Source organism: Paraburkholderia diazotrophica, assembly GCF_038900755.1.
GTDB classification, from domain to species: Bacteria; Pseudomonadota; Gammaproteobacteria; order Burkholderiales; family Burkholderiaceae; genus Paraburkholderia; species Paraburkholderia diazotrophica_A.
This window is the reverse complement of sequence record NZ_JBBPEN010000015.1, coordinates 35,747-55,580: the sequence shown is the minus strand read 5'-3', so window position 1 is coordinate 55,580 and position 19,834 is coordinate 35,747. Positions and strand designations below refer to the sequence as shown.

The 19,834-nt window shown below is 63.0% G+C and carries 17 protein-coding genes; 5 read left to right on the top strand and 12 right to left on the bottom strand.

Going from position 1 to position 19,834, the window contains the following annotated elements; translation table 11 throughout:
* Nucleotides 1–129: 129 nt before the first annotated feature.
* Genes AABE10_RS31485 through pilM form a run of 4 tightly spaced genes read right to left on the bottom strand, consistent with a single transcriptional unit; the run spans nt 130 to nt 4,218 of the window.
* Nucleotides 130–1,734 (bottom strand): type IV pilus secretin PilQ, encoded by a 1,605-nt coding sequence (locus AABE10_RS31485; protein ID WP_342937024.1) that lies wholly within the window; start codon nt 1,732–1,734, stop codon nt 130–132.
* On the bottom strand, nt 1,731–2,645 hold the full coding sequence (locus AABE10_RS31480; RefSeq protein WP_342937023.1) for a hypothetical protein: 915 nt from the start codon (nt 2,643–2,645) through the stop codon (nt 1,731–1,733). The genes AABE10_RS31485 and AABE10_RS31480 overlap by 4 nt, the downstream gene beginning before the upstream one ends.
* On the bottom strand, nt 2,642–3,265 hold the full coding sequence (locus tag AABE10_RS31475; RefSeq protein ID WP_342937022.1) for a fimbrial assembly protein: 624 nt from the start codon (nt 3,263–3,265) through the stop codon (nt 2,642–2,644). The genes AABE10_RS31480 and AABE10_RS31475 overlap by 4 nt, the downstream gene beginning before the upstream one ends.
* A complete protein-coding gene (gene pilM / locus AABE10_RS31470; protein ID WP_342937021.1) occupies nt 3,262–4,218 on the bottom strand; it encodes a type IV pilus biogenesis protein PilM in 957 nt (318 codons plus the stop codon). The genes AABE10_RS31475 and pilM overlap by 4 nt, the downstream gene beginning before the upstream one ends.
* A gap of 253 nt (nt 4,219–4,471) precedes the next feature.
* On the opposite strand from pilM, the gene AABE10_RS31465 reads away from it, so the two are divergent.
* On the top strand, nt 4,472–6,865 hold the full coding sequence (locus tag AABE10_RS31465; RefSeq protein ID WP_342937020.1) for a penicillin-binding protein 1A: 2,394 nt from the start codon (nt 4,472–4,474) through the stop codon (nt 6,863–6,865).
* Nucleotides 6,866–6,995: 130 nt separating this feature from the next.
* Here AABE10_RS31465 and cyaY read toward each other — a convergent pair whose 3' ends face one another.
* Nucleotides 6,996–7,313, bottom strand: coding sequence for an iron donor protein CyaY (gene cyaY / locus AABE10_RS31460; RefSeq protein WP_342937019.1), 318 nt, complete (start codon nt 7,311–7,313; stop codon nt 6,996–6,998).
* Between the two features lie 35 nt (nt 7,314–7,348).
* Here cyaY and lptM point away from each other — a divergent pair, with 35 nt between their 5' ends.
* Together lptM and lysA are read left to right on the top strand one after the other, a co-directional pair.
* Nucleotides 7,349–7,696, top strand: coding sequence for an LPS translocon maturation chaperone LptM (gene lptM / locus AABE10_RS31455; protein ID WP_342937018.1), 348 nt, complete (start codon nt 7,349–7,351; stop codon nt 7,694–7,696).
* A 9-nt stretch (nt 7,697–7,705) separates the two neighbouring features.
* Nucleotides 7,706–8,974, top strand: a complete 1,269-nt coding sequence (gene lysA, locus AABE10_RS31450) for a diaminopimelate decarboxylase (RefSeq protein WP_342937017.1) — start codon at nt 7,706–7,708, stop codon at nt 8,972–8,974.
* Nucleotides 8,975–9,058: 84 nt separating this feature from the next.
* Here lysA and msrQ read toward each other — a convergent pair whose 3' ends face one another.
* The 5 genes from msrQ to AABE10_RS31425 all read right to left on the bottom strand — a co-directional run bounded on the left by msrQ (nt 9,059) and on the right by AABE10_RS31425 (nt 15,220).
* Nucleotides 9,059–9,775 carry a protein-methionine-sulfoxide reductase heme-binding subunit MsrQ gene (gene msrQ / locus AABE10_RS31445; RefSeq protein ID WP_342937016.1) on the bottom strand — a complete coding sequence of 239 codons (717 nt, stop codon included), beginning with the start codon at nt 9,773–9,775 and terminating at the stop codon, nt 9,059–9,061.
* A gap of 11 nt (nt 9,776–9,786) precedes the next feature.
* Nucleotides 9,787–10,782: a protein-methionine-sulfoxide reductase catalytic subunit MsrP gene (msrP, locus tag AABE10_RS31440; protein ID WP_342937015.1), complete on the bottom strand. Its 996-nt coding sequence runs from the start codon at nt 10,780–10,782 to the stop codon at nt 9,787–9,789.
* 191 nt (nt 10,783–10,973) lie between these two features.
* On the bottom strand, nt 10,974–12,206 hold the full coding sequence (gene ccsB / locus AABE10_RS31435; RefSeq protein WP_342937014.1) for a c-type cytochrome biogenesis protein CcsB: 1,233 nt from the start codon (nt 12,204–12,206) through the stop codon (nt 10,974–10,976).
* Nucleotides 12,207–12,210: 4 nt separating this feature from the next.
* Nucleotides 12,211–14,448 carry a cytochrome c biogenesis protein ResB gene (locus tag AABE10_RS31430; RefSeq protein WP_342937013.1) on the bottom strand — a complete coding sequence of 746 codons (2,238 nt, stop codon included), beginning with the start codon at nt 14,446–14,448 and terminating at the stop codon, nt 12,211–12,213.
* 118 nt (nt 14,449–14,566) lie between these two features.
* Nucleotides 14,567–15,220 carry a c-type cytochrome gene (locus tag AABE10_RS31425; protein ID WP_342937012.1) on the bottom strand — a complete coding sequence of 218 codons (654 nt, stop codon included), beginning with the start codon at nt 15,218–15,220 and terminating at the stop codon, nt 14,567–14,569.
* Nucleotides 15,221–15,495: 275 nt separating this feature from the next.
* Here AABE10_RS31425 and yihA point away from each other — a divergent pair, with 275 nt between their 5' ends.
* Together yihA and hemB are read left to right on the top strand one after the other, a co-directional pair.
* Nucleotides 15,496–16,158, top strand: coding sequence for a ribosome biogenesis GTP-binding protein YihA/YsxC (yihA, locus tag AABE10_RS31420; RefSeq protein WP_342937011.1), 663 nt, complete (start codon nt 15,496–15,498; stop codon nt 16,156–16,158).
* 240 nt (nt 16,159–16,398) lie between these two features.
* Nucleotides 16,399–17,397, top strand: a complete 999-nt coding sequence (hemB, locus tag AABE10_RS31415; RefSeq protein WP_342937010.1) for a porphobilinogen synthase — start codon at nt 16,399–16,401, stop codon at nt 17,395–17,397.
* A 174-nt stretch (nt 17,398–17,571) separates the two neighbouring features.
* Here hemB and dsbD read toward each other — a convergent pair whose 3' ends face one another.
* Together dsbD and cutA are read right to left on the bottom strand one after the other, a co-directional pair.
* Nucleotides 17,572–19,425: a protein-disulfide reductase DsbD gene (dsbD, locus tag AABE10_RS31410; RefSeq protein ID WP_342937009.1), complete on the bottom strand. Its 1,854-nt coding sequence runs from the start codon at nt 19,423–19,425 to the stop codon at nt 17,572–17,574.
* Nucleotides 19,418–19,765 (bottom strand): divalent-cation tolerance protein CutA, encoded by a 348-nt coding sequence (cutA, locus tag AABE10_RS31405; RefSeq protein ID WP_342937008.1) that lies wholly within the window; start codon nt 19,763–19,765, stop codon nt 19,418–19,420. Before cutA ends, dsbD begins: the two co-directional genes overlap by 8 nt.
* Nucleotides 19,766–19,834 lie beyond the last annotated feature (69 nt).

The window sequence follows — 19,834 nt, the reverse complement described above, 5'->3', positions numbered from 1 at the left end:
TGGCTAATCCGGTGTAGTTCGTGCGGCAGCTTACTGGCAAAGCGCCTGCCTTGTCGAGCCTGATGGCCCGCGCGCTTGCTCCGCGTCCTGCGTTCGGCCACCGCCCGTGGCGCCTTGCCCGGCGATCCATCAATTCGTCTGCACAACCCTCGGCGTGATGAAAACGACGAGTTCGCTGGTCAGATCGCGATGAGCGCGGTGACGGAAAAATGCGCCCAGAAGCGGTATTTTGCCCAGGAGCGGCACGCGCGTCACATCATCGCGGTCGTCGGCCTCGTAGATTCCGCCGATCGACACCGTCCCGCCGTCCTCCACCTCGACGCGAGTCTGCACGTGCTTGGTGTTGATTGCCGGCCCGGACGCCGTCTGCTCGCCGACGCTGTCCTTCGCGACATCGAGATCCAGCACGACCCGGCCATCAGGCGTGATTTGCGGCTCGACTTCCAGTTTGAGGCTCGCGCGGCGAAACTGCACGCCCGACACGCCTTGCCCGACTTTCGCCTGATACGGCAACTCCGTGCCCTGCTCGACGATCGCCTTCATCCTGTCCGCCGTTACCACGCGCGGGCTCGACACGATCTGGCCGCGCCCTTGCGCTTCGAGCGCGCTCAGCTCGATGTTCAGAAGCCGCGTCGCCTGCGCGGCAAACAGCGTCAGGCCGGCCGTGGCGGCGTCGAAGCCTGAAATCGGCCGCGCCGACAGATCGAAGACCGCGCCTTCCTTTCCACCGACGAGGCCCGTCGCCTTGCCGTCCTCGCTCGCCGCTGCCATCGACAGCTTCACGCCGAGATTGCGCGAGAAGCCCCTCTCCGCTTCGACGATCCGCGCCTCGATCAGCACCTGACGCGTCGGCCGGTCGAGCGACGCGACCAGTTCCGCGATCTGCGCGACGCGCGCTTCGAGATCGGTGACGAATAGCAGATTGGTGCGCGCGTCTGCCATTGCGGCGCCACGCTTCGACAGTACGCGCTGATTGCCCGATGCCGTCAGCAGCTTGCGCAGTTCGTCGGCGTGCGCATAGTGCAGTTCGAACGTGCGGCTCGCGAGCGGTTCGAGTTCGGCTGCGCGCGCATGCGCCTCGAAACGCTGACGCTCGCGCGCGGCGAGTTCAGACAGCGGCGCGACCCAGATCACCTTGCCGCGTTGTTCCATCGCGAGGCCGTTCACGTCGAGCAGCGTATCGAATGCGGTGCGCCACGGCACGTTGTCCAGATGCAGCGTGACCGTGCCGCGCGCCTTTTCGCTCGCGACGATGCTGAGACCCGTGAATCGCGCGAATGCACCGAGCACGGCGCCCAATTCGGCGTGCTGAAAGTGCAGCGTGATGGGTCTGTCGGCGGGTAGCGCGGCGGATGCGCTCGTGCTCAGACGAGCGGCAGGTGCAAGCGGGACGGGCGGACCTTCAAGCGCTTCGTGCTGTGATTCCTTCTGTGCCTCGCTTTCTGTCTTGCGTCGAGGCTCGGCGGCGTCATGGTCGGCAGAAAGCGCTTGCTCGGACTCCAGCGGCGGCGTCTTCGCATCGGCTGTCGATATGCCGCCGTCATCCGCTGCGTCGAGCACGAACGGGTTCGCGACGTCCGTCGTAATCACGCGCGGCAACGGCGGCATGCCAGCCGGCGCGATCGTGTCGTCGAACGGCATGTTCGAGGGAAGCGGCGGCAACGCCGCGCGCGCCGCCATCGCGATGCAGGACGCGCACGCGAGAAGCCATCGTATGTTGTGCAGGCGCGTCATTCGACGGTCTCCGCAAGCGTGAACGAATGCACGCTGCCATCGCGCCTTGCAAGTGTGAGTGCGTTGGCGTCGACATGCGCGACACCCTCGTCGCCCCACTGCTGCCCGCTTTCGAGTGTCTCTGCGCCATCGCCCGTTTCGATCAACGCGAGCCCGCGCATGCGGTCGGACAGCAGTCCGACGAGCCGCATCGATGCCGGCGCATCCTCCGATGCAGGCGCGAATGCCGGTGGCTGAAACGGATCGTAGAACACGATCTCTTCGTCGGGATCGAATGCGTCGGGATCGTTGCGCACAGTTGGACGCGCGGCGCTCGACGCGGGATGAATTGCGTTGAACGAATGCAACGTCGCGCTCATCGACAATGCCTCACCCTGGCGCTTGAGCATCAGTTCGTCGGGCACGACGAGCACGGGCAGGCTCGACAGGCCTTCGAGAAAATCGATGGCGTGATCGAAGGCGGCCTGTGCTGTCACGTGCAGCGGACGCATCGCGTCGAGCCCGCTTCCCGCCACCGCACCCGGCTCAATTTTCAGCAGCGTCACGTCGCTACGCGCAGCAAGCTGAGAGATAACGCGCACGTCGTCCGCGGAGGTCCATCCCGCCGGCACGTGCACGACAGGCGCCGCGCGGCGCAACGCCGGCAGTTGCGCAACAGCGGCTTGCGCTTCGCTCAATTTTCGCTGCGCGGCCGACAAGGCATCGCTGCTCGTCTGCACGCCACTCATGTCCGCGGCGATCCACGTGTTCGCGCCGAGCGCGAACACGGCAACGGCGATCGATGTGGCGACAAGGCAGCGTCGCCGCGCGCTCCATGCTTCGAGCGGCACGCGCAGGCGCTCGGCGATTGCGTCCCCGAACGGCACGCGCTTAAGCGGCGCGCCGATACGGCCGATTGTGGTTGTATTCATTTTTCACCTCTCGTTTTCTGATGGGCCGCCGCGGACGCTTTAGGCTTTTCAGCCGGCCCATCCCACTTCAGATTCGCCGTGAGCTCGATCGCAGCGGACGATTCCATCGCGCTTGCAGTTCGATGCAGATCGCTGAGACTGGCGTCCTTCACGCCTCTCAACGCGGCAAGCCGATTCAGCCACGCCGACGCCGCCGCGTGATCCGTCGACGCAGCGAACATTTCCGTGTCGCGCCCACGCTGCCGCAACTGCTTGACGACGACGGCTTCGGACGGCTCCTGACTCAGCGCATCGAGCAAGTCGAGCAAATGGACAAGCGGCTCGGAAAGCGTCGCGGCACGCGCGTTCTGCAAGCGCTCATTGCTGCCTTCGCCTGTCAGGCGCGCGTGCTCGGCAAGCGGCGATGCAAGTGTCGCCAGCTTCCGGTCGAGTTCTGCACGCTGTCCGTCGATGCTCGTTCGCTCGAATGCCTGCCAGGCCACCAGCGCCGCCACGCCAACGCAACCGCAAAGCGCCGCAGCCGTCCATTCGATATAGCGCCGCCGGCGTGCAAGCCGTGCATCGCGCTGACGGTGCGGCAACAGATTGAAGCCGCCGGCTTTGATCCGCGTCGCGTTCATTGCGCGATGCCACGCAACGCAAGCCCGAACGCGACTGCCAAAGACGGCTCGTGCAGCAGGTCCGAAAACGGGACCGCGTTACCTTCGCTGAACGACGAGCAATCGAACGGCAACACGGAGCAGCCCAGCACGTCGCCGATGTCCGCGAGCGAAAAGCACACGCCTTCCAGCAGGTCGATTTCGCCTCCGACCAGCGCGCATACATTCAGGTTGTCCTCGGCGAGATCGCGCAACGCGTCGGCGACACACGAATATTCGGGCGACGGATAGCGGATCTCGTCGGCGACGGTTTCACCGTCGATGCGCCAGCCGTAGACGCCGTCGCCGCCGATCCAGATCGCCGCGTACGGCTCGTTCAGTTCGAGCTCGAATGTCGCGGCATGACGCAGCGCGCGCAGCGCTGCGTGTGGCTCAACGTCGACGGTGGTCAGCGAGATGTCCGCCATCGCCGCGCATTCGATGCGTGCTTCCAGGTGCTCGCGCGCCGTCGCCGCAACCGCGATTTCGCCAAGGCGCGGCGGCGTGTCCTCGACATACCAGTCGACGGCCAATGCGTGACGCTCGATACCCGCGATCCGCTCTGCTTCCATCATCACGACGGGCTCGACGGCCGCCCGCCTATGCTGGCCGTTCATGTGGCTCGCGGGCAGATGCGCGGTGAACGTCGCGGAGCCGGGAATCGCCATCGCGCAGCGCAATCCCTGCGACGCGCAATGCTGCGGCACATGCCCGAGCACATCGGCGAGCGTGCGCGCCACCGCCTGCCGGTCGACGATCTCCATGCCCGCCATCGCGCCTGGCGCAAGCGGCTCCGACGCCACGCACTCGATGCGCACAGGGCCGCCCTTTCGCCCGCTGCAACTCAGCACCACGATCCTGACGACATGCGCACCCACATCGATGCCGACTGCGTGCCGTCGCATCGCCATCCGTAACGAGTCTTTCAACGTCATAACCTTCCCCCTCGGACACAAACCGACTCTGAAGGCCCGCGTCATTCGAACGACACGAGCAACGGGAAGGATTCTGCGCAGCGCGGCGCGCCAGCGAAATTCGGCCGAATGGCTAATGGTCCGGCGAGCGATATCCGGCGACAATCAAACGAACTACAGTGTTCTCATAGTCGTGCGGTTGCGGCGGCCGTAAGCACGCCGAAAGCTGCCAAGTCGGGCGGCTATAATCGCGGGACCGTTTTTTGGTGTTCATATGCAATCCACGACTCCTACGTCTCCGCCTCCGGCCCCGCCGAAGCGCAAACGTCCTCTCTGGCTCACGATCATCCTCGGGTTTGTGGGGCTGATCTTCGCCGGCATCGTCTGTGTCATGCTCGTGCTGGGCTATGCGCTGGTCGTCGCGACGCCCAATCTGCCGTCGCTCGACGCGCTCACCGACTATCGCCCGAAAGTGCCGCTGCGCATCTACACCGCCGATCACGTGCTGATCGGCGAATTCGGCGAGGAGCGGCGCGACATCGTGCACTTCCGCGACGTGCCGGACAATCTCAAGAAAGCCGTGCTCGCGATCGAGGACGCCCGCTTCTACGATCATGGCGGCGTCGACCTGACGGGCATCGCGCGCGCGGGCATTGTCGCGCTCACGAACGGTCACGCGACGCAGGGCGCGAGCACGATCACGATGCAGGTCGCGCGCAATTTCTTCCTCTCCAGCGAGAAGACCTACACGCGCAAGGTCTACGAGATGCTGCTCGCTTACAAGATCGAATCGAAGCTGAGCAAGGATCAGATTCTCGAGGTGTACATGAATCAGATCTATCTTGGCCAGCGCGCGTACGGTTTCGCGAGCGCCGCGCGCGTGTACTTCGGCAAGGACCTGAAAGACCTGTCGCTGGCCGAATGCGCGATGCTGGCCGGCTTGCCGAAAGCGCCCTCCGCGTACAACCCCGTCGTGAACCCGAAGCGCGCGAAAGTGCGTCAGGAATACATCCTTCAGCGGATGCTCGAACTGGGCTACATCACGGAGAACCAGTACGAAATTGCGAGCCAGCAGCCGCTCATCGTGAAGGGCGCGGGCAAGGAGTTCAGCGTGCACGCGGAATACGTCGCGGAAATGGTGCGGCAGATGATGTACGCGCAGTACCGCGAAGAGGCGTACACGCGTGGCCTGAATGTCGTGACGACGATCGATTCCGCCGATCAGGACGCCGCTTATCACGCGCTGCGCAAAGGGCTGATGGACTACGAGCGCCGTCACGGCTATCGCGGGCCCGAGGCGTTCATCGATCTGCCCACGGACACGGGAGAGCGCGAACAGGCTATCGACGACGCCCTGCTCGAACATCCCGACAACGGCGAGATCATCGCGGCCGTGGTGACGTCGGCGAATCCGAAGCAGGTGCAGGCAACGCTGATCGACGGCAATGTCGTGACGATTCAAGGCGACGGGCTGCGCTACGCGTCATTCGCGCTCAGTGCGCGCGCGCAGCCGAACCAGCGCGTGAGGCCGGGCGCCATCATCCGTATCGCGAAGAACGACGACGGCAACTGGTCGATCACGCAATTGCCGCAGATCGAAGGCGCGTTCATTTCCGTCGTGCCGCAGGACGGCGCGATTCGCGCGCTCGTCGGCGGCTTCGACTTCAACAAGAACAAGTTCAATCACGTGACGCAAGCGTGGCGTCAGCCGGGTTCGAGCTTCAAGCCGTTCATCTACTCGGCTTCGCTCGAAAAGGGTCTCGGGCCCGCGACCGTCATCAACGATGCGCCGCTCTTCTTCAGCGCCGCCGAGACGGGTGGCCAGGCATGGGAACCGAAGAACTACGGCGGCGGCTTCGACGGCCCGATGTCGATGCGCACTGCGCTGCAGAAATCGAAGAACCTCGTGTCGATCCGCATCCTCAATCACATCGGCACGAAGTACGCGCAGCAGTACATCACACGCTTTGGCTTCGACGCGGACCGCCATCCCGCCTATCTGCCGATGGCGCTCGGCGCGGGTCTCGTCACGCCGCTGCAGATGGCGGCCGGCTACTCGGTGTTCGCGAACGGAGGGTATCGGGTGAATCCGTATCTGATCGCGGAAGTCACCGATCAGCGCGGCGCCGTCGTCGCGCATGCGGAGCCGCTCGTCGCAGGCAGTAACGCGCCGCACGCGATCGAGCCGCGCAACGCGTACGTGATGAACAGCCTGTTGACGAGCGTCGCGCAGCGCGGCACAGGCGCGAAGTCGAACATGCTGAAGCGCACCGACCTCGCCGGCAAGACGGGCACCACCAACGATTCGCGCGACGCCTGGTTCGCCGGCTATCAGCACACCTTGTGCGCGATCGCGTGGATGGGCTACGACAACCCGCGCAGCCTGGGCGACAAGGAAACGGGCGGCGGGCTCGCGCTTCCCGTATGGATCGACTACATGGGCCGCGCGCTGAAGGGCGTGCCTGAGTACAAGATGCCGATGCCGGAAGACGTGGTGACGCTCGGCGACGAACTCTATTTCGACGACTTCACGCCGGGCAACGGCTTCGTATCGACCGTAGGCGTGACGCTGCCGCCGCCCGAAGCGAGCGGTGTGGCAAGCGCTGCGCCCGCTCAGGTCGGCGCGCAGGAAAAAGAGAACATCATGAACCTGTTCAGAGGTCACTAGGTCCGCTCACGCCTGATCGCATGAAAATCGCGTGAAAAAACAAAGCCGCCGCGTGCTGAACGCGGCGGCTTTTTTCTTCCTGAAGACGCACATCGATCGTATCGCGAGCGTCGAGATGAAAATGAATGCGTTACGGCGCGATCTCGACCGGCTCGCCCGCCTGCTGCGTCGCATATTCGGACAGCGAGGCGTAAAACTCGGTGCCGTTGCGCGTGTCGCGCCACTCGCCGTCGACGTAACGGAAGTGATATCCGCCCGATTTCGCGGCGATCCAGATCTCCTGCATCGGCGGCTGAAGGTTCACGATGATCTTCGTGCCGTTCTCGAATTCGAGCGTCAATACGTTGCCGCTGCGCTCGAATTCGATGTCGGCGTCGGTATCGTCGAGCGCACGCTCGATGGCCGTCAGCACGGCCTCGGCACGGGTCAGGTATTCACTGTCGGACATGCTAAACTCCAGCGATTAATTGTTCAGGGACAGTCATGCGAGTCGTATTCCGGATGAGCGCAACGGCAACTGATGTACTGGCGCCCCGCGGATGGTCCCGCGCGATTGTAGCGACTCTGGCTATTGTCGCAGGTGTCGCGCTCAACGGCTGCGGACAACGCGGTTCGCTCTACCTGCCGACCGTTCCGCCTCTTCCGGCGAAACCGAGCGAACAGACCCAGTCCTCGCCCGATGTCACGAAAGCCGGCGCCGAATCCGCTCGAGACTCCATACCGGATACGTCGGGCACGCCGCTGTCCTTGTCGCCCGATACCGAACTGCGCACTGCGCCGAATACGAATGCGCCCACCCAGCCGGCGTCGGGTGCATCCGAAGCTCAATAAGACCGTCGCATGACTCAATCTGCCTTCGCCTATGTCGACGGCGTGCTGCACGCCGAAGGCGTGTCCGCCGTATCGCTTGCCGAGCAATTCGGCACGCCGCTCTATGTCTACTCGCGCGCGGCGCTCAGCGCTGCATGGCACGCCTACGCTGACGCGTGCGTCGGCCGGCGCGCCACCGTGCACGTCGCCGTGAAGGCGAACAGCAATCTCGCCGTGCTCAATGTTTTCGCGCGCATGGGCGCGGGCTTCGACATCGTGTCGGGCGGCGAACTGGCGCGCGTGCTCGCAGCGGGCGGCAAGGCGGAAAACACCGTGTTTTCCGGCGTCGGCAAGAGCGTCGACGAAATGCGCGAAGCGCTCGCGGCAGGCGTGAAGTGCTTCAACGTCGAGTCGATTCCCGAACTGGACCGCCTGAACGCGGTCGCGGGCGAAATGGGCAAGAAGGCGCCCGTGTCGCTGCGCGTGAATCCCGATGTCGACGCGAAGACGCATCCGTATATCTCGACGGGCCTCAAGTCGAACAAGTTCGGCGTCGCGTTCGACGACGCCCGCGCCACATATCGCGCGGCCGCCGCGATGAAAAACCTGGAAGTGGTCGGCATCGATTGCCATATCGGTTCGCAGATCACCGAAGTCGCGCCGTATCTGGACGCCGTCGACAAGCTGCTCGAACTCGTCGACCAGATCGAAGCGGACGGTGTGGAGATCCGGCACATCGACGTGGGTGGCGGACTCGGCATCACGTACGACGACGAAACGCCGCCTGATATCGGCGACTTCGTGCGCACGCTGCTCAACCGGATTGACGCGCGCGGGCACGGTCATCGCGAAGTGTATTTCGAGCCGGGCCGCTCGCTCGTCGGCAATGCGGGCGTGCTGCTCACGCGGGTCGAGTTCCTGAAGCCGGGCGTCGAAAAGAACTTCGCGATCGTCGATGCGGCAATGAACGACCTCGCGCGTCCCGCGATGTACGAGGCTTATCACGCGATCGAACCCGTCGTGCAGCGCGACGGCGACAAGCATCTGTACGACGTCGTCGGTCCTGTGTGCGAAAGCGGCGACTGGCTCGGGCGCGAGCGGGAACTGGCCGTCGAACCGGGCGATCTGCTCGCGATCCGTTCGGCAGGCGCCTATGGCTTCACGATGAGCTCGAACTACAACACGCGCGCACGCGCCGCTGAAGTGATGGTCGATGGCGACAAGGCCTACGTCGTGCGCCGGCGCGAAGAAGTGAAGGAACTGTTCGTGGGCGAATCGATTCTGCCGGATCGAAGCTGAACGCTTCCGACGCTCAAGCAAAAAAGGCGATGCGCACAAAACGCATCGCCTTTTTTGTTGCCCTCTCCAGCTTCGCACGACCGGCTAGCTTCTCGCCCGTTGCCTGATTCTGTCGCGTGCCCATGCAAGCAGGCGCCAGCCGAGCAACGCAATCACGATGGCCCCGTAAGTCTTGGGCAAGATCAGATCGTGCTTGCCCGCTTTCATCCACCAGAAATGCAGGATCGCGAGGCCCGCAATCAGATAGATCGCGCGATGCAGCGTCTGCCAGCGTCGGCCGAGCTTGCGCACCATCGCTTTCGGCGACGTGACAGCGAGCGGAATCAGCAGCACGAACGCCGCGAAGCCGACCGTGATGAACGGCCGCTTGCCGATATCCTTCACGATCTCGGCGAGATCGAACCACTTGTCGAACCAGAAATACGTCGTGAAGTGCAGCGCGGCGTAGAAGAACGCGTAGAGCCCCAGCATCCGGCGAAAACGCAGCAACGCGTTCCAGCCGCTGAGCTTGCGCATCGGCGTCACGGCGAGCGTGATGCAGATGAACACCAGCGTCCACAGTCCCGTCGAGCGCGTGATGAACTCGATGGGATTCGCGCCGAGCCGGTCGGTGAAACCGAACAGCACGAGGCGCGCAAACGGATACAGCGCCGCGACGAACACGACGATCTTCGTCGGCACGACCCAGCGGCCAGCGCCGACAGTCGTCGCTGTCTTGCGCGAAGGCGCCGCGTGTTTCGAAGCGCTCGCAGTCCTCGCGCCGGTGCTTGCGGTCACGGTCGATGTCGTCTCAGTTCCCATGCGTGTCGCCGTCAGAAATTTTTCTTCAGGTCCATGCCCTGATACATCGACGCGACGAGATCACCATAGCCGTTGAAGATCAGCGTCTTGCGCTTCGGCGTGAAGAATCCGTCCTCACCGATGCGCCGCTCGGTCGCCTGGCTCCAGCGCGGATGGTCGACATTCGGGTTCACGTTCGAATAGAAGCCGTATTCGTTCGGAGCGTAAGTATTCCAGCTCGTCGGCGGCTGCTTGTCGACGAAACGGATCTTCACCAGCGACTTCGCGCTCTTGAAGCCGTACTTCCACGGCACGACGACGCGCACAGGCGCGCCGTTCTGATTCGGCAGCACCTGGCCGTAGACGCCCATCGTCAGCAACGTCAGCGGATTCATCGCTTCATCCATCCGCAGGCCTTCGGAGTAAGGCCAGTCGAGAATCGGCTCGGACAGGCCCGGCATCTGCGACGGATCGGCGAGCGTGACGAACTGCACGTACTTCGCGTTCGCAGTAGGCTGCGCGCGCCGGACCACTTCCGACAACGGAATGCCTATCCACGGAATCACCATCGACCAGCCTTCGACGCAGCGCAGCCGGTACACGCGCTCCTCGAGCGGCGCGAGCTTCAGCAGTTCGTCGATGTCGTAGACCTTCGCGTTCTTCACCTCGCCTTCGACGCTCACCTTCCACGGACGCGGCCGCAGCGTACCCGCGTTGTGCGACGGATCGCTCTTGTCGGTGCCGAACTCGTAGTAGTTGTTGTACGTGGTGATGTCCTTGAACGGCGTGACCTTGTCGGTGACGACGAACTTCGAGTTCGTCTTCGCGCCGAGCTTCTGCGCTTTCGCGTCGGACGACGAATACTCGGCAAACGCCTCGCCATGCACGCCGATCAGGCCGCCAAGCGCCGCCGCGCCCGCTGCCTGCAAGATCCGTCGGCGATTCTCGAACACGCGCTGCGGCGTGATTTCGCTGCGCGCGATGTCGTCGCCGTAGAGGCGGCTCCGTTCGCTTCGCTTGATCCACATGCTGAAACTCCTTGCCGGGCATACTGACCCGGACGATATACCGTTCGACCCGCTTTTCATTCGACCCGCCCATTGCGGCCACCGTTCTTGTTAACACAAGCGGCGCGCAATCCTTCCATATCCGCATAAAAAAACCGCCGGTGCAGCGCACGCGGCGGTTTTCTGTGTCCCGGCGTCAGATTCGGCGGATATTACAGCTTGCCGTAGCTATGCAGCCCCGACAGGAACATGTTTACGCCGAGGAATGCAAAGGTCGTCACCAGCAGCCCCGTCAGCGCCCACCACGCGGCGGCAGCGCCACGCAGGCCTTTCATCAGACGCATGTGCAGCCATGCCGCGTAATTCAGCCATACAATCAGCGCCCACGTTTCCTTCGGGTCCCAGCTCCAGTAGCCGCCCCATGCTTCGGCGGCCCACAGCGCGCCGAGAATCGTCGCGATGGTGAAGAACGCGAAGCCGACGGCGATCGACTTGTACATGACGTCGTCGAGCACGTCGAGCGTCGGCAGACGGTCAGCCAGCACGCCGCGCTCTTTCATCAGATACGCGACGCCGACCATCGCCGACAGCGCGAAGCTGCCGTAGCCGATGAAGTTCGCCGGCACATGGATCTTCATCCACCAGCTTTGCAGTGCGGGAACGAGCGGCTGGATTTGCTGCGCGTCTCGCGTGATCGAGTACCACATCAGGAAACCGACGGCCGCGCTGATGACCAGCAGCACGAACGCGCCGAGCGCGCGCGTGTTGTAGTGTTGCTCGTAGTACAGGTAGAACAACGCTGTAATCAAACTGAACAACACGAACACTTCGTAAAGGTTTGAGATGGGAATATGGCCGACGTCCGAGCCGATCAGATACGACTCATACCAGCGCACCATCAAGCCGACGAAACCCATCAGCACGGCGACCCACGTCATCTTCGAGCCGATTGCGGCGCCCGACGGCGAGCGCGACAGCACGCCGATCCAGTAGAACAGCGTGGCGAGCACGAATAGCGCGCTCATCCACAGGATGGCCGACTGGCTCGACAGGAAATACTTGAGGAAGAACGCGTGATCGGCGCGGGTCAGATCGCCGCCGTACAACTGGATCCCGAACAGCGAGAGCACGGCGATGCACGCCATCAGCAGGCGCGCCGGCTTCCAGCGCCAGCCAAGCACGACGAAAGCCGGCACCGAGCAAACCAGCACCAGCTTGTCGTAGTAATTCATGTACTCGTGATAGCGCGACAGCGCGAACCCGGCCCCCGCGACCATCGCCAGCGCGAACAGCCAGTCGAACGCGCCGAGGCGCTTCAGGAACGGTCGGTCGTCGAGCAGCGCCGGCTCACCTGGCAAATGTCCATGCAGATGCGCGACCGAATGAGCCGCCGTATCGGCGTGCGGCGTGGCGCGAGAGGAAGAAGAAACTTGGGTCAAGTCCATGTTCTTACCGGGTCGAATCGGGTGAATCTGTGGACGCTGCATCCGCTGTACGGGCGGCGCCCTTTGCCTCGCGGGCAGCATCGGCGTCGGCATTGGCATCGAGCGGCTTCGTTCCGAGCGCCGCGCCGACTGCGTCGCGGGTTCGGACAAATTCCTTCTCGAAGTCGAATGTCCTGCGTGCCGTCGACATCGCCATTACGACGCTCACGCCGCGATCCGCCTCCTTGAGCCAGAACCACAGGCGCCGTTCACGGACGTAGAACATCGAAAAGATGCCTAACACGAGTAGCAGGCTGCCAAGATACACGACTTTTTTGCCCGGTGCGCGCGTCAACTGAAATACCGAAGCTTGCACCTGCTTGAAGGAATCAAGCTGCAAAAACACGGGCGAACCGTACAGAAAGCTGTCAGATAGCGCATTGATCGAGGTCTGGATGAATCGGCTCGTGGTCGCGTCCGCCGTCGCCGGGCCTTCTCCTGCCTGCTGCCGCGCAATCTGCCATACGTCCCACGTCGCGCCCTCCAGCATGCGAAGCAAGAGTCCTGCCGCCTTCTCCTGCTCGCCCTTGGGGACGGAACGATCGATGAAGGCGGCAATCGCCTGGAAGCCGCCAATCGTCTGTCCATCGGGCGCCTTGCCGATTGCCGGATCGGCGCCAGCGAAAAGCGTCAGCACGCGCGACGCGCTTTCTTCCAGGTGCTGCTGGAGATCCGCGTTCGACTGCACCGAGCGCTGCGCAAACTGGTGCGCCGCCTGCGCGCGGACGGCCGGGTCTTCGAGCGCGGCGCGCAGTTTCATCCATTCGTTGACCGTGCCGGCTGCGTCGGCGGGAATGCGCAGATAGCGGAACGGATCGTCCGGGTTCATGCGCATGCCTGCGAGAAACACGCGCTCGCCGCCGACATCGACGGGCAGCATGTAGTTGTTGTACTCGCGCGCCTGGCCGTCCTTGTCGCGCACCTTGTACTGCACCGACGGGCCGACGTTATGCAGATCGACCGGCTTCGACGTCTTCGCGCCCGAGCCGAGACGCTCGTCGAAGGCTTCCTTCAGCGACTGGTGCGCGGCCACGCCACGCGCATCGTTCTGCCCATTGCCGTTCGAGATGTTCTCGACGTTGATCGCACGGAAGTCGGCGAACTCGACGGTCTGGCCGTCTGCGCCCGGCATCGACGCGCCAAGCACTTTCGAGCCGCCGATTTCGCCGTTGAAAGGCTCGCTCTTGCTGCTGCTGCCCGTCATCGGGTATGCGGTCATCTGCATCTGCGAGCCGCCGTCCTGGAAACTCGACTGGTAGATGGACACGCCGTCGTACTCGAACGGCTTGTTCACCTCGACACGCGCGGGGATGCGCGCGCCCGTCTTGTGGTCGATCACGACGATGTCGCTGGCGAAGAGCTTCGGCATGCCCGTCGAGTAGTAGTCGACGATGAACTTCTTCAGCTCGATCGAGAACGGCAGGTCCTGGATCAGCGAGCCGTCTTGCTGGTTCAGGATCGCCGTGGACACATGCTGGCCCTCGGGCACCCACGCGTAGCCGCGAAACGTCGGGTTGCCTTGCGAGAGGCGATGTTCTGGCGGAATCTCATTGATGACCGTGTTGCTGCGGATCGGCGTCTTGTCGAAGAGCCACATCTGCAACTTGATGGGCAGATTGCTGTCGAGCAGGCCGCCGATACAGATGATGACGATCGCAAGGTGCGCGGAGATGTAGCCGAGCTTGGTCAGCGCACCGCGCTTCGCGGCGATCAGCGTCGCGCCTTCCGATTCGCGCGTCACGTACTTGTAGCCGAGCCTCGCGGACAGCTTGCCGAGCGTTGCCGCGGCCTGCTGGCGCGTCGCGTTCGGCACCGCGTACTCGCCCTTGTGATGGAACGCGCGCAGGCTGCCTTCACGCACCTTGTCTTTCCAGCTCTTCGTGTCGGCGATCATCTTCGGCGCATTGCGGATCACGCACAGCGAGATCGACACGACGAGAAAGCCGAGGATCAGCATGAACCACCACGCGCTGTACACGTTGTAGAGGCTCAGCGAACGGAAGATGTCGGCCCAGAACGGGCCGAACTGGTTGACGTAGTTCGGATACGGGTCGTCCTGCGTGAGCACGGTGCCGATGATGCTCGCGATCGACAGGATCACGAGCAGCGCAATCGCAAAGCGCATCGAACTCAGCAATTCGACGGACATGCGCACGAAGCGCGGCCGCGATTTCAACTCCCAACCCGACGTAGTGACGCTCATTCAAACTCCGACTCAACAGCAAAAAAGGGTGCAGGGATATCGCTTCATGCGACTCCCTCACCCTTTTCTTGTTTTCTTGCCGGCCTCTTTACGGCCAGCTTCGCTTTCGTACGGACTCTTAATGCAAGCCCGCGACGTAGTCGGCAACAGCCTTGATCTCGCTGTCCGACAAACGTGACGCAATGGCGTGCATCGCATCGTTGTTGTTGCGCGCGCCCGGGCCTTGGGTGAACGCGGTCAACTGAGTCACGGTGTATTCCGCCCATTGTCCCGACAGCCGGGGATACTGCGACGGAATTCCCTGGCCCGTCGGCCCGTGGCAGCTTGCGCACGCCGGCACACCCTTGTCGGCGACGCCAGCGCGGTAGATCTTTTGCCCCAGGGGCACCGTGTCCTTGTTGTGCGCGTAGCCCGGCTTCGGTGCCTGCGACGAGAAGTATGCCGCCACGTTCACCATGTCCTGATCGGACAACGCTGCCACCATACCCGCCATGATCGCATTGTTGCGGACGGGATGCTTGGCACCGGGTTGCGTTTTGAAATCCTTCAATTGCTTGACGAGATACTCGGGATGCTGGCCCGCGAGCTTCGGATACGCACCGCCGGCGCTGTTGCCATCGGCCCCGTGACACGAAGCGCATACCTGCGCCGCGATTGCCTGCCCCCGATTCAAATCCGGCTTTGCCTGATCTGCTGCTCTTGCCTGTACTGCGAAACCTGAAAGACCTGCTGCTGTGTGAAGTACCACCAGAAACTTGCCCAGTCGATTCATTCGCACACCCTGTTTCGTCTTGTGGGAATTAGAGGTTTTGCAAAATACGACAGCGGCCGATCAGCCGCAGAGGCCCGCGCGACGGCCTCACAGGTTTTCAGTAAACCATCGTATTGTACAATAACTCGCTATTCGCGCTGGCGCCAGTCGGGCCTCTCCGGCCTTCGCAGCGGCCCGTATCGCCCTTGTACGGCATTTCATCACGTCCGTCGACGTTCGCTGGACGTCCGCTTGACGTCCCTGACGTCCATTTACCCGTCCTTCCGGTCTTCTCCATGTCTTTCCTGCTCCACCAAGCCCGCTTCTTTACGACCGTCAATCACTTGCGCGATCTGCCGCCTTCGCCGCAGCCGGAGATCGCGTTCGCGGGGCGCTCGAATGCCGGGAAGTCGACGGCCATCAACATCCTCTGCAACCAGAAGCGGCTTGCGTTCGCCAGTAAGACGCCGGGGCGAACACAGCACATCAACTTTTTTTCGGTGGGGCCGGCGGCCGAGCCCGTCGCGAATCTCGTCGATTTGCCGGGTTACGGCTACGCCGAAGTGCCGGGCGCAGCGAAAGCCCACTGGGAGCAGTTGCTGTCGACCTATCTGCAGACGCGCTCGCAACTGCGCGGCATGATCCTGATGATGGATTCGCGCCGCCCGCTCACGGAACTGGACCGGCGGATGATCGAGTGGTTCGCGCCGACCGGCAAACCGATTCACACATTGCTCACCAAATGCGACAAATTGACTCGCCAGGAGGGCATCAATGCGCTGCGTGCGACGAAGAAAGGGTTGGATGAATATCGCGCGGCCGGCTATCAGGGCGAATTGACTGCCCAGCTTTTTTCGGCGCTCAAACGGACGGGCCTCGACGAAGCGCACGAGCTGATCGAAAGCTGGGTCGCACCCGATGCGGCGGGCGATGCCGGCGAGTCCGCCTCGGCGGAGTAAGGCCTGGAAGGCCGTCGCAGAGGGCCCGCACCGTTTTTCGATCGCCCATAAAAAAACCCGCCGCTAGTTGACGGCGGGTTAAACAGCCTAATCGAAAAACGACAGGCACCCGCTCAGGGAGGAGAAGCGGGGAGGTCAGCGCTAGGCGCCTTGCTCGATCGGTATGATATACCATTGTCTCGAAAAGTTTCTGGCAGGGAACAGCCAGCGTTCTCGACTTCTGCAGACACGACACCCCACATGAGCTTTTATCCGCACCACCGTCCGCGCCGTATGCGCCGCGACGAATTCTCGCGCCGCATGATGCGCGAAAACATTCTTACCACCAACGATCTGATCTATCCCGTCTTCATCATCGAAGGCACGGATGTGCATCAGGCCGTTCCGTCGATGCCGGGCGTCGAGCGCGTCTCCGTCGATCTGCTGATGGGCGTGGCCGAGCAATGTCTCGAACTGGGCGTGCCCGTGCTGTCGCTTTTCCCGGTGATCGAGCCGTCCATCAAGACGCCCGACGGACGCGCAGCGACCAACGAAGCAGGCCTGATTCCGCGCGCCGTGCGTGAGCTGAAAAAGCGCTTTCCCGAACTGGGCGTGCTGACGGACGTCGCGCTCGACCCCTACACAAGCCACGGTCAGGACGGCGTGCTCGACGAGAACGGCTATGTGATCAACGACGAAACCGTCGAGATTCTCGTCGAACAGGCGAAGGCACAGGCACAAGCGGGCGTCGACATCGTCGCTCCGTCCGACATGATGGACGGCCGTATCGGCTCGATCCGCGAGATGCTGGAGAGCGAGGGTCACATCCACACGCGGATCATGGCGTACTCGGCGAAGTTTGCGTCGGCGTTCTACGGCCCGTTCCGCGACGCCGTGGGTTCCGCTGCGAACCTCGGCAAGGGCAACAAGATGACGTACCAGCTCGACCCCGCCAACTCGGACGAAGCGCTGCGAGAAGTGCGCGCCGACATCGACGAAGGCGCGGACATGGTGATGGTCAAGCCGGGCATGCCGTATCTCGACATCGTGCGTCGCGTGAAGGACGAGTTCCGCTTTCCGACCTACGTCTATCAGGTGAGCGGCGAATACGCGATGCTGAAGGCGGCCGCGCAAAACGGCTGGCTGGATCACGACAAGGTGATGATGGAGTCGCTGCTCGCGTTCAAGCGCGCAGGCGCGGACGGCGTGCTGACGTACTTCGCGCTCGATGCTGCGCGCGTGTTGAGGGCGCAAAAGTAGGACGCGCTACGCGGTAGCGCTGCGGTATTGAGAAAGCGGAGCTGGCCTTGTGGCTGCCTCCGCTTTTTTTGTTGCGAGCTGCTTCAAAACTCGCGGGTATTACCGATTCGGTTGGATTTTGGGTTTGCGTCGAGCGCGCGCGAAATCCGCCAACCGCTGCCCGCGTTGCCGTTCTCAAGTCTGAGGCGCTGTCACACGGTCGAGACTTCTCAGGAATTTGTCCGCTGATTCGTAGCCGACCACGCGCAATACCTCCCTGCCGCCGCGGTCGAAAAATATGATGCCTGGAGGCCCAAACAGGTTGAAGCGCCTGAGCAGCGCCTGATCGTCAGGATTGTTCGCCGTGACGTCGGCTCGCAACAGATTCATCTGTTTGAGCTTGGCCTGAACGCGTGGATCGCTGAAGGTGAGCTTCTCCATTTCTTTACAGCTGACGCACCAGTCCGCATAGAAATCGAGCATAGCGGGCTGTGCAGCCGTTTTGACGGCCTCGTCGAGCTGCCCCGATGAACGCACAGGGGCAAAGGCCAGATCGGCCTGAGGTGCCGCTGTAGACGACGCATTCGGCGTACGGCTGGCCAGCACGGCTAGCGGCTCGAGCGGGTTCGTCGATCCCGCTGCGAGCCCGACGAGCAGCGTTGCCGCCCAGATGGCCAACGCCGCGCCGATTCCGCGACCGAGACCGCGCCAAATGGACCTTGCTCCCGCGTGCGGAGAAAAAACGCCCAAGCCGGCCGCGGCGATCAACAGCCACAGCGCTGCCAACAGCATTTGCGCGGTTGCGCCCAGAACCGGCCATACGATCCACAGCGCCGCCGCCAGCAGCACGACACCGAAGAAGACCTTCACGCTGTCCATCCATGCGCCCGCGCGCGGCAGCAACGTACCCGCGCCGAGTCCAATGATCAGCAGCGGTACGCCGAGCCCGATACCCATCGAAAACAGGGCCACACCGCCCAATACAGCGTTGCCCGTGTGCGCGATGAACGCCAGCACGGCGAAAAGCGGCGCTGTCATGCACGCGCCCACCACTAGGGCCGACAGCGCGCCCATCACGGCGACAGTAGCAAACTTGCCTCCCGACCGTCCTTCCGATGCCTTCGAGACTCTGTTCTGCCAGCGCTGCGGCAACACGATATCGACGCCCGCGATCAGCGACAGAGCGAATACTGTCAGCACAAGCGCGAACGCGCCGAGCACCCACGGATTCTGAAGCCACGCACCGAGGCTTTGCCCGACGAGCGCGGCCGCAATGCCGAGCACGGTATAAACGAGCGCCATGCCTAGGACATAGGCGAGCGATAACGCGAAACCCCGGCTTCGCGTCACGCGCGGCCCCTCGCCGATGATGATCGCGGACAGGATAGGGATCATCGGATACGAACACGGCAGCAGGCTCAGCACTGCGCCGGCGACGAAATACAATCCGACGATTGCAAAGAAGCCTCCGCCTTGCAGCAGTGACTGCGCGTAGTCTGCGCTCGTCGCACGTTCGTACCACGACGTGCCGCTCTGCGTGCCCTGGACACTTTGCGCGCCGTCGACAACGCCCGCTGCGGCCGCGTGCAAGGCGGTGCCCGTCACGTGATAGACGCGCTCCATCGGCGGATAGCAGATGCCGGCGTCCGCACAACCTTGCGACGTCACGGCGAGATCGAACGGGCCGTTTGCCTGCTTCACCGGTACGCGGATCGTCAGTTCACCGCGATACGTTTCGACATTCTTCGCGAAGGTCTGATCGAACTTCACATGGCCCGCGGGCAATTGCGGATCCCCGATCGTGACCATGCCGTTGCGGGCCGCAAAGGCAAATCGCTCGCGATACATGTAGTAGCCGTCGGCGATCTTGTAGTGAACCAGCACTTCGCCTGGCTGTTCAGACGCGCTGAATCTGAAAGCAACGGCGGGATCAAGGAAGTCGTCAGCGTGTGCGCCGCTCGCTCTGAAGAGCGAGAGCAGCACAATACCCGTGATAATGACGAAGAAGCGCGCGGTATTGCGCCAGCGGCAGGAGAAGCTGTTAAACATGGATCGGGCGTTGCGTTTCGGTGTTCACCCATTGGCCGTACGCGGCCGATGCTGTGACCTGCCAGGAGAGGATTTCGGGCGTCTCGTACGGATGCTGAGCCTGAATGAACTGCTCGAGTTCGAACGTCCGTACGACGCTCGTCTTGAACAGCAACTGGATCTCATCTGCCGATTCGATCTTGCCCTGCCAGTGATAGCTCGACTGGACGCCGCCAATCCGCGTCACGCACGCGGCCAGACGGGCAGAAAGTGCATCCTGAGCCAGTTTTTGCGCGGTTGCCAGGTCCGGCACGGTCGTCAAAATCAAACTCACATTTGCGCTCACCGACCGCTCCAGCATTTTCGCAACAGGGTGATGCTATCGTATCACCTTGTTCCGAGGCCTCGCTGGCGGCCAAATGGAATAGGC

Coding starts and splice junctions, on each gene's coding strand:
- hemB (WP_342937010.1), top strand. CDS start 16,399: ATGAGCTTTTATCCGCACCACCGTCCGCGCCGTATGCGCCGCGACGAA.
- cutA (WP_342937008.1), bottom strand. CDS start 19,765: ATGCTGGAGCGGTCGGTGAGCGCAAATGTGAGTTTGATTTTGACGACC.
- AABE10_RS31430 (WP_342937013.1), bottom strand. CDS start 14,448: ATGAGCGTCACTACGTCGGGTTGGGAGTTGAAATCGCGGCCGCGCTTC.
- AABE10_RS31475 (WP_342937022.1), bottom strand. CDS start 3,265: ATGAACGCGACGCGGATCAAAGCCGGCGGCTTCAATCTGTTGCCGCAC.
- AABE10_RS31465 (WP_342937020.1), top strand. CDS start 4,472: ATGCAATCCACGACTCCTACGTCTCCGCCTCCGGCCCCGCCGAAGCGC.
- ccsB (WP_342937014.1), bottom strand. CDS start 12,206: ATGGACTTGACCCAAGTTTCTTCTTCCTCTCGCGCCACGCCGCACGCC.
- AABE10_RS31485 (WP_342937024.1), bottom strand. CDS start 1,734: ATGACGCGCCTGCACAACATACGATGGCTTCTCGCGTGCGCGTCCTGC.
- msrQ (WP_342937016.1), bottom strand. CDS start 9,775: ATGGGAACTGAGACGACATCGACCGTGACCGCAAGCACCGGCGCGAGG.
- msrP (WP_342937015.1), bottom strand. CDS start 10,782: ATGTGGATCAAGCGAAGCGAACGGAGCCGCCTCTACGGCGACGACATC.
- cyaY (WP_342937019.1), bottom strand. CDS start 7,313: ATGTCCGACAGTGAATACCTGACCCGTGCCGAGGCCGTGCTGACGGCC.
- lysA (WP_342937017.1), top strand. CDS start 7,706: ATGACTCAATCTGCCTTCGCCTATGTCGACGGCGTGCTGCACGCCGAA.
- AABE10_RS31480 (WP_342937023.1), bottom strand. CDS start 2,645: ATGAATACAACCACAATCGGCCGTATCGGCGCGCCGCTTAAGCGCGTG.
- lptM (WP_342937018.1), top strand. CDS start 7,349: ATGCGAGTCGTATTCCGGATGAGCGCAACGGCAACTGATGTACTGGCG.
- dsbD (WP_342937009.1), bottom strand. CDS start 19,425: ATGTTTAACAGCTTCTCCTGCCGCTGGCGCAATACCGCGCGCTTCTTC.
- yihA (WP_342937011.1), top strand. CDS start 15,496: ATGTCTTTCCTGCTCCACCAAGCCCGCTTCTTTACGACCGTCAATCAC.
- AABE10_RS31425 (WP_342937012.1), bottom strand. CDS start 15,220: ATGAATCGACTGGGCAAGTTTCTGGTGGTACTTCACACAGCAGCAGGT.
- pilM (WP_342937021.1), bottom strand. CDS start 4,218: ATGACGTTGAAAGACTCGTTACGGATGGCGATGCGACGGCACGCAGTC.